Here is a 15,119-nt window from a genome sequence, read left to right as displayed (position 1 = left end):
GGAAACTATTTGAAAAACAAAAGTATTAAGCGACGATTATTGTTTTTTACATTAAGTTTGCTGTTATTGTCATCCGTAGTTAATTCCGTATTAGGTGTATGGATTGTTGGCAAAAATAGTAAAGAAGTTTTAATTGAAAAAGCTAATGAACAGGTCTTTGAAATTGCCAAGCAAGCTGAAACTATATTAAATTCTGAGAACGATCCCATCCCATCTTTACAAGATTTTGTGGAGTCAAAAGCACAACAAGAGAATGTGACTTATGCCATTGTCATTGATAACAATGTAAAAGCTGTGGCGCATAGTGATAAAGGGAAATTAGGAAAAACATATGAGGATGCATACACAATCGATGGTGCTAAACACGGAAAAAAGCAATTTAAGAGATGGTATGCTGAAGTTCAAGATATTTGGACATACGACATCATGGAGCCTATCTATAAAGATGGTGAACTTTATGGCGTAATTGACATTGGGGTGCCTGAAAGCGGCATTCAATCTATTACAAACTCTGTACTAGGCTATCAGATTGTTACAGGCATCGCGAGTTTTATCATTATAGGTGCTTTAATGTGGTGGATTATTGGTCGCATTGTTGCTGCTATTAAGAATCTCGAAAAGGTTATTCATCAAACTGCAAGCTTAGACTTTACTGAAAATCCTGAGTTAGATAAGCTATTAAGTCATCAAGATGAAATTGGCCTTATGGCAAAAGGCATCTCTAGCATGCGCTCTGCATTAAAGAATGTTACCGTCAACATACATAACACTAGTTCCGAGTTATCAGATTCCTCTAACATTCTCATTCAAATCGCAGAAGATACGGTACGTACGACTGACGAAATTAGCTCAGCCATTAATGAAATGGCAAAAGCTACAGAAGAGCAGGCTCATGATACAGAAAAAAGTGCAGAACAATTAAATCAACTATCTGGAAATATTGATCGTGTTATTGAGCATACAGAGAAGATCGCTTCTATGACAGAAGATATAGGTCATTTAAGTAATCAAGGTGTAGGAACTGTCAACCAACTCTCTGTTTGGTCAGAAAAAAATCGTGAATCTTCACAACAGGTAAGTAATATCGTTCAAGAAGTAGATAAAACTTCATCTGATATATCAAGTATCGTTAATACAATTACAGATATCGCAACTCAAACTAATTTATTAGCTCTGAATGCATCCATTGAATCAGCTCGTGTCGGTGAAGCCGGTAAAGGTTTCGCGGTTGTTGCTGATGAAATTCGAAAATTATCGGAACAGACATCTAACGCTACTGAGGATATTAAAAATAAAATCTCTGCCATTCAGGATATTTCTAAAAGTGCTGTGCAGGAAATTAGTACAAGCCTTAGTATTGTCGAACAAAATGCAAAAGCTACAAAGGATACTAGCGAAATTTTCCATACAATAAAGGTAGCTCTAGATCAAACGAGTGAAGTGGCACAAGAGGTGAAACATTTATCTCATGAGATGGATGAACGCAAGGAGCAAATCATTAGTGCCGTACAAAACATATCTGCTTCTGCAGTAGAAACCTCTGCTGGAACAGAACAAGTTTCCGCTTCCGCAAATGAACAACTTAAAAGCATTGAGACTGTCTCTGAAAAAGCTAAAGACCTAAATGCCATTGCTGATGCTTTAAGAGACGAAATGAAAAAATTCACTATTTAATATAAAAAAGCTGATTCCATTGAATCAGCTTTTTTAGCACATATCTTTATATCAATTTACTTTCTTTCAGTAAATCATAGATGATTGTGTCTTTCGTTTTATGAATACCAAACTTACCTATTTGTTTTAACATAAATGGAGCATCAACATCTGTTAATTTTTTACCATCAAGTAAACGAGCAGTTGAAGATAATAAAGTACGAATGTCAAAAGTCGATGCAAATACTTCTGGAACGCCTCGATCAATATCTAATAATTGATAAACTGCTTCCATCGCCGTTCTCACTGAATACTCAGTTGTAAAAACAGTGTCTCTTTCTGTTTCACTAAAGTTTCCAATGAAGGCTAAGTTAGCAGATCCATTAGGGACAACTAATGGACGATCTCCCATTGCTCTAGGCATGAAGTAAGATGTTATATAAGGCATGTAACATGGAATTGTATTACAAGAATTTTGTGCTATATCCGGTATTTCGTCTACAGGCACACCCATATGGTATAACCACTCTTGTGCGATCTCAATTCCTGAACATTCCGTGATACTCTTTTTAATAAAATCACCTGGTTTATTAGATAGCAAACCATAAATCCAAACTACTAATTGGTCTTTTGGTTGATCTTTAAAATGCGGTTGTCGGTTCAACGTATAGCTTAGCATCCAATTAGAGTCAGTAGCCGTTACAATACCGCCCGTCACTACTTTACCTGCATACGGATCTCTTTTACTAATTTTTTCAATATACGGAGCAACTCGATCATCCAAAGTAGTTAGTGTTGCTGAAACAAACCAGCTTTCTTCTGGAAGGTTTTCGCAGAATTTTTCCGGTTTACCAAAATCAGAATCTTGGGAAGCAATGTTTTTCCAAAGTGACCAACTTCCCCCTAAATCAGTACTGATAGGGGCTGGTGTATTATTGTCACCATAAGTCGTACTTTCCGTGATACTACCATTTGTTACAAACACTAATTCATTTTCTGTTAGCTCAATATTCTTTTTCACACCATTTTGTTTTAACACTAAAGTATGGGCTACTTTTTTATCGCCAACTTTATCAACTAAAACATTCTCTACAACTGTATTGAATTGGAAATCAACATTATGACCTTCCAAATATTTAATCATAGGAAGTACTAAAGATTCGTACTGATTATATTTAGTAAATTTCAAAGCAGATAAATCTGGTAGACCCCCGACATGATGAATGAAACGCATAATATAACGACGCATTTCCATTGCAGAATGCCATTTTTCAAAAGCAAACATCGTAGACCAGTATAGCCAGAAATTCGATTCAAAGAACTCTTCAGAGAAAACATCTGTAATTTTTACATCCTCTAATTTTTCTTCAGGCGTAAAGAATAATTTAATCATTTCTTCAGATGCTTTATCAGATAATGTAAACTTGCCATCATCCTCAAGTCTTTGTCCTCGATTTTCAATCAATCTACATTTTGAATAGTTAGGATCCTCTTTATTTAACCAATAAAATTCATCTAAAACAGAAGCGTTTTCTATTTCTAATGATGGGATTGAACGGAATAGATCCCATAGGCATTCAAAATGATCTTCCATTTCTCGACCACCGCGAATAATAAAGCCTCTTGTCGGATTTAAAATACCATCAAGGCTACCACCTGAGATATCTAATTCTTCGAGAATATGAATATTCTCTCCCTTCATTTGACCATCACGAATTAAAAAACATGCGGCTGAAAGTGAAGCTAGCCCCGAACCAACAAGATACGCTGATTTCTCATCAACACCCTCTGGTTTTTTAGGACGTGCAAAAGCCTCATAATTACCATTACTGTAATACATAATACCGCCTCCATAAACTATTATCGTGATATAGCATACCATTATTTTGCACGGTAATGGTAAAATGAGAGAGAAATTAACAAATAATTCAATTTTAAAGCTAAACTCTAAATATACTATACCCTATTATTTGACATAACAATTCATTGCATTTTTATAAATTATTCATCAATATCTTTATATCAAAGGGATTTTGCAATACTTGAAAATTTGATTACTCTAATAGCAATAACCTATAAAACACTAGGTTTATTGTATGATTTCCTTCTATCTGATTAACTATAAAGCTAAAAAAGTATACAAACCTTTAAAGGCAGCTTCGCATAATTATTATAGTAAGAAAATAAAAAGTTGATAATTCAACGGTCACTTTTTCTATTCGAATTTATTATTATTTAAATAATTTAACTATCTACACGCCCCCCCTGAGATTCGCTTAATGGAAGCCCTTATAGCAAATTCAAATATGAAAAAATAAACAAAAATAATATATTTTCAAAAATAATGTTTGACAATCTTTTAGGGTGCTATGTAGAATAGGACAAGTGATTATGAGAATCATTATCAATTAAGAACAACCATTATTTTTTTATCGATAATTGAGAATGAATCTCATTTCACGAATATATGTTGTTAGTTAGGATGGTAACGGATGGAAGCAAGCGCGAGGAGCATAGAACAACAAGAGACGAATTTGAAAAAGATTAAGAGCAGACCGCTTATTGCTTCTATTATTTTAATAGTAGGTACGATTTTATTAGCTTTAAGTATGGGCATGTCCATTTCATTTGGGGCTGCAGATATTAGCTTAAAAACTGTTTGGCAAGCTGTTTTTCAATACGATGATTCGCTTACACATCATAATGTCATTTGGGAGCTTCGTATTCCAAGAGCAATTGGAGGCGTAGTCGCTGGTACGTTTCTAGCAGTATCCGGAGCAATTATGCAAGGTATGACACGAAACCCTCTTGCCTCACCTTCTTTAATGGGTATTACAGATGGTGCGGTATTTGGCATTGCAATTACGTATGCATTTTTCCCTAATTCCCCATACATAATGTTTGTTCTTGCTTCATTCATTGGTGCCGCATTTGGCGCAAGTATTGTATATGGTGTAGGTGCATCCTCACCAGGAGGGCTCACACCTGTAAAGTTAGCGTTAGCTGGTGCAGCGATCAGTGCGCTACTTGGGGCCATATCTTCTAGTATTGCACTTTATTTTAATCTTGCCCAAGAGGTCAGCATGTGGAATGCAGGAGGCGTTTCAGGTGTCAAATGGGTAAGTATTGATATGTTGCTACCGATAGGGCTTGTTTGTCTTGTTATAGCAATTATAATGTCGAGATACATCACCATTTTAAGTTTCGGCGAAGAAATTGCGATTGGACTTGGACAAAATACAACCTTAATTAAATTTATTGGAACTGTACTTGTGCTTGTTTTAACGGGATCAGCAGTATCTATGGCAGGTTCTGTTGGATTTGTTGGACTTGTTATCCCACATATGACGCGTTTTCTTGTTGGATCTGATTATAGATGGGTCATTCCATGTTCAGCAGTATTAGGTGGTTTGTTAATAGAATGTGCAGATATGTTATCTCGTGTTATCAATCCGCCATTTGAAACGCCAATTGGTGCAATTACAGCTTTAATTGGTGTTCCATTCTTCCTTTACTTAGCTCGTAATGAAGGGAGAGGGAAAATATGAGACAAAGTATCTTAACCAAAAAGAATATTTCAGTTTTAGCCATTTTAGCTTGCCTAATTGTGTCGGTATTCTTAATTAGCTTAAATACAGGAACGTTTAAAATACCACCAATAGATGTATTAAAATCGTTAATTGGGTTAGGGGCCGAAGATCAATCTATCATTTTATTCGAGTTTCGTATGCCTCGAATGATTATCGCGATTTTAGTTGGCTCAGCGCTAGCGATTTCAGGGGCTATCATGCAAGGCTTATCTAGAAATCCACTTGCTGACCCTGGAATTATTGGTATAAATGCTGGTGCTGGATTAACAGTTGTTGTTTTCGTCTATTTTTTCTTCGGGAAAGTTGAAACCGGTACGTTACTATCAGTATTCATTCTTCCGTTATTTGCGTTAGTTGGTGCTTTATTAGCAGCGGTTATTATTTATACACTTGCTTGGAAGAACGGTGTTTCATCCACTCGTTTAATTCTTGTAGGTATTGCAGTCGCAGCAGGATTTAGTGCTGTTAGTTTAATCTTCTCCATGAAAATGACTTCAAATGATTTTCGTTTTGCAACCATTTGGTTAGCAGGAAGTTTATGGGGAACAGATTGGAAGTTTGTATTAAGTGCACTTCCATGGATGCTCATATTTCTACCAATTGCATTTTGCAAGGCACATATATTGAATGTAATGAACTTAGGAGATGCAGCAGCGGTTGGCCTTGGTGTAAATGTAGAGAAGGAAAGACGTAAACTATTATTTATCGCCGTTTGTTTGGCTGGCGCATCGGTAGCTGTTGCTGGTGGCATTGGATTTATTGGATTAATGGCACCTCACCTCGCAAGACGCCTTGTTGGAGGAAAACATCAAATTATGTTACCTACAGCAGCATTAATTGGTACTTTTTTATTACTATTTGCAGATTTAATTTCAAGAAGTGTACTAACAACTTCAGAAATACCAGTCGGTCTTGTTATTTCTATTATTGGTGCACCCTATTTTATTTATTTACTTATGAAGACAAAGTAAAAGGAGTCTTTTTTGATGGTAACTTTAGCAGTTGATTCGATATCCGTTGGCTACAATGAAGGATTAATAATAGATGGATTATCAGTGGCGATTCCCGAAGGAAAGATAACAACGATTATTGGACCTAACGGATGTGGGAAATCTACATTGTTAAAAACAGCTTCTCGTATTTTAAAGTCAAAACAAGGGACTGTTTATCTTGATGGAAAAGCAATTGACAAACAGTCAACAAAAGAAATTGCAAAGAAAATGGCGATTTTACCCCAGACAGCAGAAGTTCCAATGGGTCTTACTGTGTTTGAGCTTGTTTCATATGGTCGCTTTCCACACCAAAATGGATTTGGGACATTGCAAGAAGAAGATTATCGCTACATCCATTGGGCACTTGAAGTGACAGGGATGACAGAGTTTGCAAACCGTTCAGCAGAAGCTTTATCAGGTGGCCAACGTCAACGAGTATGGATTGCAATGGCACTTGCGCAAGGAACAGACTTACTAGTATTAGATGAGCCGACAACTTACTTAGATATGGCTCACCAGTTAGAAATTTTAAAGCTTTTAAAAAAATTAAATCAGGAAGAAGGCCGCACAATCGTTATGGTCATTCATGATTTAAACCATGCTTCTCGTTTTTCTGATCATATGATTGCTTTAAAGGCTGGTAAACTGATTCACCAGGGAACTCCAGATGAAGTGATGACAAGTAAGACACTTCGAAATGTATTTGAAATTGAAGCACTAATCGTTTCATGCCCTGTAAACAGGAAGCCAATTTGTTTAACTTACGATTTAACAACGATTAATAATCTAGAGCAAATAAAAGCATAAAGGAAGGAGCATTCTTCCTTTCTTAAATAGAGGAGAAGGAGCATTCTAATGGGCGTTGAGCTTCTTATTTTAGTCTAAGAAGTTGAACACCCATTAGAATGAAATGGGTCGCAAACAATTTATCCGGGAGGAACAAAAATATGAAGAAATTTAAACTAACGTTACTAACAATGGTATTAGTTGTTACATCTATACTATTTGCAGCTTGCTCTTCTGATAAAAAAGAAGAAGAGAAAATAGATGCTAAAACAGAAGAGCGTACAGTAGAGCATGCTAAGGGGAACATTAAAATCCCTGCTAATCCAAAGAAAATTGCTGACCTTAGTGGTTCAACAGAAGAATTATTAATCTTTGGAATGAAACCAATCATTACTGCAAATACGTCTCAGGAAGAAATTGATCCACATATTGCAGATCAATTAAAAGATGTAAAACCAGTTGGCTCTGCTTGGGGTGACAACATTAACATCGAAGCGGTAGCTGCTGCGAAACCAGATTTAATTCTTATAAATGATCGTCAAGAAAAAATCTATGATCAATTATCTAAAATTGCACCGACTGTTATGTTAAAAACTCCTTTAGATCAATGGCGTCCAAAGTTCGAGGAGTTAGGTAAAATCTTCGATAAAGAAAAAGAAACAGACGAATGGTTCAAACAGTATGACGAAAAAGCTAGCAAGTTACACGATAAAATCGTTGCTAAAACTGGTGATGCGAAATTCATGAAAATGGCTGCATATCCAAATGCATTCCGTATATATGGTGACTATGGCTACGGTAGCGTACTCTTTAAAGATTTAAAATTACCAGCAGTTTCAGGTACACCATTGGATAAAGCATTAGTACAAGTACAAAAAGAAGCTTTAATTGACTACAATCCGGATTACCTATTCGTATTTACAACAGGCGACGGTTCTCAGCGCTTAAAAGAGTTCCAAGAAGAGACAATTTGGAAAAACATGAATGCTGTTAAAGACAACCACGTATTTATTATTAAAAACGATGCGGTCAATAAAGGTTACTTCCCTCTTGGTAAAGAAATGATTTTAGATGAAATTGCTGAATTTGTTCTAGGGAAATAATAAACACGAGAATCACCTTCGAAATATCTCGGAGGTGATTTTTTTTATATAGTTGTTTAATTATCGATTGGCGAATAATTCAACTTAGTTCCTTATTTTATAAATCGTATAGATCGTTTCTCCCCAAATTGTAAAATCTCATCATTCATTAGTATGATGTCAGTGTCATCCTCTGTAAGTTTTTCTCCATTCAAAGAAACACTATTTTGTTTCATTAATCGCAAAAACTCACTTTTACTTTGAATATATTCTTCAGCAATTAATGATGGAATAATATCTAGTACAGACTCCTTCCCTATTTCAATTAACAATGTGGGGATGTTATCAGGTAAAACCTCTCCTTCATTAACGATCTTACCTACACCCTTTTGAATCGTCTCTACTTGTTCTTCCAGTGTTAAAAACATACAATACAACTCCTTTAATATTGAATTAATATTGCAAGTTCTATAAGAGTAAAAAATCAATTTCGCCTTGGCGTAATTGTAGCTGACGCTTTGCTTTCGCTACAGAAAACATTTGTAGCTGACGCTTCGCTTTCGCTACATGCCATAGAACGTAACGTTCTTAGACTGAGTTCCTCGATAAAAGGAATCACATCGCATTCATCTTACTACCCGCTTCTGCTGAATGAAGATAAAAAAACGTCCTTTAGGAAAAAACCTAAAGGACGTGTTATGAACGTGTTACCACCTTAATTTAAGAGCTACTCACATAACTCTTCTCAATAGGTACGGCTAAATGCGATACCTTTGCATTGATTACGGATGCAAACCCGTCGTAGCCTACTAAAGTTCGGTACGCAGCTCCAAGATGAATTCATTTTAACTTTCCTCGCGCCTCTCATCAACCGGCTACTTTCTGTGAGTTCCATTAAAACTACTAGTTCTCTTCAACACTTTTACTCTTATACTCCAAATTGTTAACAACAATTTTTCGTTATGCAAATCTTGATAATTATTATAGTCTCTTTATTTGAATTGTCAATAAATTATTTTTAAGCTTTTAACGATGGGGTTGATTTCCGTTCCGACTGGGCGCTTTGAGATGTCGCTTCGCTTTCGCACAGAGCAAAGCGTCCGATAAGCCGCCCAGTCTCTACTCCAATCAACTATTTACATAGTAGAAGTTTTAACAAAAGTGCACCTATTTTTTATTGCTCACTAGTTTGTGTGGATGGCTTTAATAAGAACCAAACAATTGCTAAAGTTACTAGTGCTAATATAAAAGTACTCATATATATGAAATGTACACTTGAAGCTAATGCCTCTTGTGATTCGGTGACTATGGTTGCTGTAGTTCCTCCATGTCCACCGGAAGATACAAGATTAAGGTTTTTAATACCTTGTGCGTGAATCATCGTGTTGAAAATTGCCCCGAAAACTGCAGCACCTAATGTTTGACTAAACGTATTGATAAATGTATTTAAGCCAATTGCCGTTCCCCGTGTATGAGTTGGAACAGCTGATTGAATTGTTACCATGTAAATTGGTATAATAAGCCCCATTCCTAAGCCGAATAATCCAACTGCAACATAAATAAGGAATGTTGGAGAGTCTGTTGACAATGTAAATAGTGAAAAGGCAGCAACTGAAAGAATGCTAGCTCCAAGTAAAATGATTTGTTTCGTTTTTAAGTAATCAATTAATTTACCAGAAAAAATAGTGCCAAATGTCCACATAACGGGAAGTGGCATTAAAACGAGTCCGGCCTCTGTCGCATTTTTTCCTAATACACCTTGGCTCCAAATCGGAAGATACATTGTAATACTAATAATCATTGCACCAGAAATAAGCGTTAAAATGTTTATAATAGATAATGTACGATTAGAGAAAAGTGCTAGCGGAATTAATGGTTCCGGAGATTTTCTCTCAATAAATAAGAAAATAACGAATGCAACAGCTGCAAAGATTAAGAGACCAATAATTGTAATGTCCCCCCAATTTTGCTTACTGCTACCTGTTAATAACGCGTATAATAGCGCGATTGTACTTAATGAAAATACTGTTGCACCAAGATAGTCGATATGGTGCTTAGCAGGCCTAATAGATTCTTTATAATAAATAACAATCATTAAGCAAGCGATAATTCCAAATGGAACGTTTAAGAAGAAGATGTAGCGCCAAGAAAGAGAATCGACTAAAAATCCACCAACTAATGGTCCTATTACACCAGAGACGCCCCACACAGCACTAATCCAGCCCTGTGCTTTTGCACGATCTTTCACTTCGCTATACAAGTCACCCATGATTGTCATTGTTATTGGCATAATAGCGCCAGCACCTATACCTTGAAGAGCACGAAAGACAATAAGCTGCTCCATCGATGTAACAACACCGCAAAGTGCAGAGCCGACTAAGAATATTGTAGCCCCGATAAGTAAAACTTTTTTACGACCGAATAAATCAGCCAGCTTCCCGTATATTGGCGTCGAAACAGCTGTGGCAAGCATATAAATTGCATATACCCAACTAACAAGTTCGACACCTGACAAATCACTTGTAATACGGGGAATTGCTGTACTAATAATTGTTCCTTCTACAGCTGAAAGAAATGTCATTAACATTAATGATAAAATAACTTTTTTTCTCATATTTTCCCCTTTACTTCTAAACAGATTACGCCTCGATTCATCATTGCGTCCGGAATCGGCTTTGGGCCTACAATTGTTTTCTGGGCGAAAGAAGTTTATTCAATATATAACTAAGTATATTTTTGGATTATCTATAAACAATATAGATACTCACTAAAGTTCCTTTATTGCACTAACCAGCCGTTAGTTCAAGTACAATTTTTCACAGGATAAACATCAATTTTAACATATATACATTAAAAATCACCTTCAAAAATAACGAAAGAGGTGATTTTTATAAAACGTTATGACAAACTATCATTCTTATAATAAACGAGCACACCTATTGCTTTGACATCAATTATGCCTCCAATTGCGCCCGGAATCGACTTCGTGCTTCCCTTCCAATCCTTAAATACTCGCCACATTTCCTCATATTAACTTTAGCAAAGGTGATACTATCATAAGGAGTTTTTTTTAACTAAAAAGTGACTTTCCACGTGGCACCTCCGCTCTAGCTTAAAAGCGCTAGACTAGATTATGCTCTCTTGAAAATGAAAAAGCTTTTTACATATTTTCAAACTGAAATAAATCAATTATAATGGTATTTAAATGGAAGAAATTCTAAATTCCACCCATTTATCTTTTTTTATACAAATCTACTGTAAAGGGGCACGAAGATGAAAAAGAAGGTTTTATCCTTACTCATGGCCATAATAATGGTCCTATCAATTAGCGTATCAGCTTTTGCCGATGAAACGTCGCCACCAGCGACAAGAGGAGAAATCGTTAAAACCTTGTTGATAGCAGCAGACGCTTATCAACCAGAAATTAGTAAAGAATACATTATGCAAGGCTCTAAAAACGATGATTTAAGAGAAAATGAGCCAGCTAAGAAGGTTGAAGCTTTAGTCATGTTGAGCCGGGCATTCGGCGAATTGCCAGAGCCGGTCGGAAATGATCTGCGCAGCGGAACATTTGGTGTCAAGTTCACTGATGTACCAGATTGGGCTAAAAAAGATATCGATAAACTTGCAAAGGCAGGCGTACTGACAGGCAAACCTGACGGCACATTAGGCGCAAATGACAATATTACGATCAATGAGTTCAAAAAAATTATTGCCAGAGTGTGGACGCTTAAAGGCTCCCATTTAAATGACGATTTTTATGAAGCAATCAATAAGGAATGGTTAAATAAATCGACAATTCCAACAGGAGAAATCATGGGTGGCGGATTTGCTGAGCTACAAAAGCAAAATACCGATAAAATAGAAAAAATAATAAATGAGCTCGTTGGTAAACAATTCGATAAAGGAACAAAAGAACAGAAAATTGCCGACTTTTATTCGACAGCGTTGGATAAAAAAAATAGAAATAAACAAGGGATTGAGCCCATCCAAAAATATGTAAAGGCAATTAACGGGGCTAAAACACTTGATGAGCTCGTTCAAGCAGATCTTGCTATGGAAAAAGAATTGAGTCTAAGCTCATTATTCAGCTTTACAATCATGAACGATGCAAAGAACAGCAGTGAAAATGCTTTATATTATACCGGATTAGCTACTGGTCTGGATAAAAACAGCTTTGTAACGGAAGACGAGATAGCGAAAAAAGCCTACATTCAATATATGACCAAGCTTCTCGTGTCATCGGGTGAGGAAGAGTCTGCAGCGAAAGGCCACGCTGAGAAAATTTACGGAATGGAGAAAAGCTTAGCTTCCGTATCGCTTGAACCTCATGAACAAGGTGACGTCAATAAATACTATAATCCGTATACAATCGAACTATTCGATGACATGTTCAAAACAGTAGATATGAAACAAGTCTTGAAATCGATGAAAGTCGACAGTGCTGATAAAGTAATCGTATTCGATGTGAAGTTGGCACAAAAAGGCGCGGAACTTTTGACTGAAGATAATCTTGACACACTTAAAGCTTACTCCAAAGTACAACTGCTTTCCGCAACAGGTCGTCTATTGTCAGATGAATTCAAAGACGCTGCAAATGAGTTTTCCGCAACGTTATACGGCATTACAGGAGAAAAAACAGATCAGGAAATCGCAGTTGCCATGACAACTGGCACAATGAGCGGATATTTGGAGCAAATGTTTGCCGAAAAACATTTTTCACCAGAAGCTAAAAAAGATGTTGAACAAATGGTAGAGAAGTTAATCGCTACGTATGAGGAAAGAATCCAATCTCTTGATTGGATGTCAGAAACAACTAAAGCTAAAGCCATTAAAAAGCTGCATACAATGATTGTTAAGATCGGTTACCCAGATAAGTGGGATACGACATTAGATAAAGTAGCAATCAAGACATATGACGAAGGCGGTTCACTGTTCTCTAATACCTTCACGGTAACCAAAGCATACATTGATAACACGAAAGCCAAGCTAGGAAAACCGGTGGATAGAACGGAATGGTTAGCAAACGTTTATACCGTAAATGCTTTCTACAACCCTTTTAATAACGAAATTACGTTCCCTGCCGGTATTCTCCAAGCACCTTTCTATGATATTAACGCTAAACCTGAAGAAAATTACGGTGCCATTGGCATGGTCATTGGCCATGAAATCAGCCATGCATTTGATAACAATGGATCTGCCTACGACGAAAATGGAAATGCAAATAACTGGTGGACAGAAGAAGACTTTAAGAAATTCGAAGAGAAAAACCAGGAACTGATTAAGTTCTATAATGACATTGAGATTATTCCGGGTGTGTTGAATGATGGTCAGCTTACTCTAAGTGAGAATGTCGCTGATTTAGGTGGAATGGCGGCTTCGCTGCAAGTTGTATCCAAAATGAGTAATCCGGATTATAAAGCCTATTTCGAAAGCAATGCAGAAATATGGAAATCCACAACTACAAAAGAATTTGCAGCGTTTCTTAGCAAAAACGATGTACATTCAGCCAATAAAATTCGGGTAAACCGCACGATTGTGAACTTCCAGCAATTCTATGATACCTATGGAATTAAGCTTGGAGATGGCATGTATATTGCTCCTGAGGATCGAGTTTCCATCTGGTAAAAATACGAGCAATAAGCTATTTCCGATAGCTCTTACATCAGTATATAGAAGCAGAGGCTTTCTAGAAAGTCTTTTTACACCGAAATAAAAAGTCCAAGAATGCTAATTTCACAGCATTCTTGGTTTTTTGCTTTTTTTAGCCCTAGGGATAGTATTAATTATAAGTGATGTTTGTACCAATTGCAGTCTGTTCGTTAGACTACCGCCAAAAAGCCCGTTTTAGCCTGTGAAATGGCTATAAACGGGCTTTTATTTATTTTCTTGTCAATCCGAGGTTTGCGGAAAAAACATGCCTTTTGCAGCAGTCTCCCTTCATCTGCTTTTCTTAGAAAGAAAAATTGTCCGGATCTGGTCCAAATCGTTTATTTTGATTCAATGCGCTGATTTTTTCTATATCCTCTGCACTAAGCGAGAAGTCAAATACATCTGCATTTTGGCGAATACGCTCAGGCGTAATAGATTTTGGAATCGTCACTACCTGGTTTTCCAAATCCCAGCGAATAATGATTTGAGCTGGAGACTTGCCATATTTCTGTCCCAGTTCTATCAAAAGCGGGTGATCCAGATTGCCTTGCATCAATGGGCTCCAAGCTTCGAGCTGGATATGACGCTCCTTGCAATAGGCATGTAGCTCTTTTTGCGTCAGCAACGGGTGATATTCCACCTGATTAACCACTGGTGTAATCTCGCTGTTCTGACGCAATTCTTCCAGATGATGAATTTGAAAGTTGCTTACTCCGATCGCTCGTACAAATCCTTCGCGATATAGCTTCTCCATTGCCTTCCACGTTTCAACAAACTTGCCTTTTACCGGCCAGTGGACGAGGTACAGGTCCAGTGTATCGAGCCCCAGCTTTTTCATACTGGTGTCAAAAGCCTTGAGTGTTGTCTCATAGCCTTGATCTGCATTCCACAACTTGGTCGTGATGAACAGTTGATCACGATCAATTCCCGATTGACGGATTCCTTCGGCTACGCCCTCTTCGTTTCCGTAGATGGTTGCCGTGTCAACACTGCGGTAACCAGCTTCAATAGCAGAGCGAACTGCCAGTGTTTCGTTACCTTCCCTTGCCTTCCAAACTCCGAGACCCAGCCACGGCATTTCGACTCCGTTGTTCAATACCGAGCTATCTGTGATATGTGTTGCCATCTGATCTCCTCCCGACTATCGCTGATAAATTGGTACTTTATTAGTAGATTAATAGGTATCATTAATTTATCATCCCTGTTCCACCCAGTCATTTTTAATACCTGTCGAACACTCGCCTAACTCTGCCATATTTCCCCTCTCCTATTTCAGTGTATTGGAGTTTTGAATCCCAAAAATTTGATAAAAAATTCGACATATGAATAATATCAATAAGTTGATTTTAGATAGGAATTTGAAT

Annotated in this window: 10 protein-coding genes and 1 other annotated feature; of the genes, 6 read left to right on the top strand and 4 right to left on the bottom strand. The window is 37.0% G+C overall.

Annotation, left to right across the window (positions count from 1 at the left end; all coding sequences use genetic code 11):
- Nucleotides 1–9 precede the first annotated feature (9 nt).
- A complete protein-coding gene (locus ACIQ7N_RS14375; RefSeq protein ID WP_402933147.1) occupies nucleotides 10–1,674 on the top strand; it encodes a methyl-accepting chemotaxis protein in 1,665 nt (554 codons plus the stop codon).
- A 46-nt stretch (nucleotides 1,675–1,720) separates the two neighbouring features.
- Here ACIQ7N_RS14375 and ACIQ7N_RS14370 read toward each other — a convergent pair whose 3' ends face one another.
- Nucleotides 1,721–3,493: an oleate hydratase gene (locus ACIQ7N_RS14370; protein WP_132361183.1), complete on the bottom strand. Its 1,773-nt coding sequence runs from the start codon at nucleotides 3,491–3,493 to the stop codon at nucleotides 1,721–1,723.
- Nucleotides 3,494–4,145: 652 nt separating this feature from the next.
- Here ACIQ7N_RS14370 and ACIQ7N_RS14365 point away from each other — a divergent pair.
- The 4 genes from ACIQ7N_RS14365 (at nucleotide 4,146) to ACIQ7N_RS14350 (ending at nucleotide 8,124) form a co-directional block, all read left to right on the top strand.
- Entirely contained in the window at nucleotides 4,146–5,201 is a 1,056-nt protein-coding gene (locus tag ACIQ7N_RS14365; RefSeq protein ID WP_248717458.1) for a FecCD family ABC transporter permease, read from the top strand.
- Nucleotides 5,198–6,214 carry a FecCD family ABC transporter permease gene (locus ACIQ7N_RS14360; RefSeq protein WP_402933142.1) on the top strand — a complete coding sequence of 339 codons (1,017 nt, stop codon included), beginning with the start codon at nucleotides 5,198–5,200 and terminating at the stop codon, nucleotides 6,212–6,214. The genes ACIQ7N_RS14365 and ACIQ7N_RS14360 overlap by 4 nt, the downstream gene beginning before the upstream one ends.
- A gap of 15 nt (nucleotides 6,215–6,229) precedes the next feature.
- Nucleotides 6,230–7,042 carry an ABC transporter ATP-binding protein gene (locus ACIQ7N_RS14355; RefSeq protein WP_248717460.1) on the top strand — a complete coding sequence of 271 codons (813 nt, stop codon included), beginning with the start codon at nucleotides 6,230–6,232 and terminating at the stop codon, nucleotides 7,040–7,042.
- A 140-nt stretch (nucleotides 7,043–7,182) separates the two neighbouring features.
- Complete coding sequence (locus tag ACIQ7N_RS14350; protein WP_402933138.1) at nucleotides 7,183–8,124, top strand: ABC transporter substrate-binding protein; 942 nt, start codon at nucleotides 7,183–7,185, stop codon at nucleotides 8,122–8,124.
- Between the two features lie 92 nt (nucleotides 8,125–8,216).
- Here the strand turns inward: ACIQ7N_RS14350 and ACIQ7N_RS14345 are convergent, their stop codons facing one another.
- The gene (locus ACIQ7N_RS14345) at nucleotides 8,217–8,531 is read right to left on the bottom strand and encodes a hypothetical protein (RefSeq protein WP_402933135.1); all 315 of its coding nucleotides are present in this window, start codon (nucleotides 8,529–8,531) and stop codon (nucleotides 8,217–8,219) included.
- A 256-nt stretch (nucleotides 8,532–8,787) separates the two neighbouring features.
- Nucleotides 8,788–9,029 (bottom strand) — a binding site (T-box leader).
- A 248-nt stretch (nucleotides 9,030–9,277) separates the two neighbouring features.
- Nucleotides 9,278–10,717, bottom strand: a complete 1,440-nt coding sequence (locus ACIQ7N_RS14340) for an MDR family MFS transporter (protein WP_402933132.1) — start codon at nucleotides 10,715–10,717, stop codon at nucleotides 9,278–9,280.
- Nucleotides 10,718–11,376: 659 nt separating this feature from the next.
- Between ACIQ7N_RS14340 and ACIQ7N_RS14335 the strand changes: the two genes are divergently transcribed.
- Nucleotides 11,377–13,731: a M13-type metalloendopeptidase gene (locus ACIQ7N_RS14335; RefSeq protein ID WP_402933129.1), complete on the top strand. Its 2,355-nt coding sequence runs from the start codon at nucleotides 11,377–11,379 to the stop codon at nucleotides 13,729–13,731.
- A gap of 325 nt (nucleotides 13,732–14,056) precedes the next feature.
- Here ACIQ7N_RS14335 and ACIQ7N_RS14330 read toward each other — a convergent pair whose 3' ends face one another.
- Nucleotides 14,057–14,881 (bottom strand): aldo/keto reductase, encoded by an 825-nt coding sequence (locus tag ACIQ7N_RS14330; protein ID WP_402933126.1) that lies wholly within the window; start codon nucleotides 14,879–14,881, stop codon nucleotides 14,057–14,059.
- Nucleotides 14,882–15,119 lie beyond the last annotated feature (238 nt).

The sequence above is a fragment of the Lysinibacillus sp. NPDC095746 genome, assembly GCF_044763535.1.
In the GTDB taxonomy this organism is placed as follows: domain Bacteria; phylum Bacillota; class Bacilli; order Bacillales_A; family Planococcaceae; genus Lysinibacillus.
Note: the sequence above shows the minus strand (reverse complement) of the source record. Positions and strands in the feature narration are given on the sequence as shown.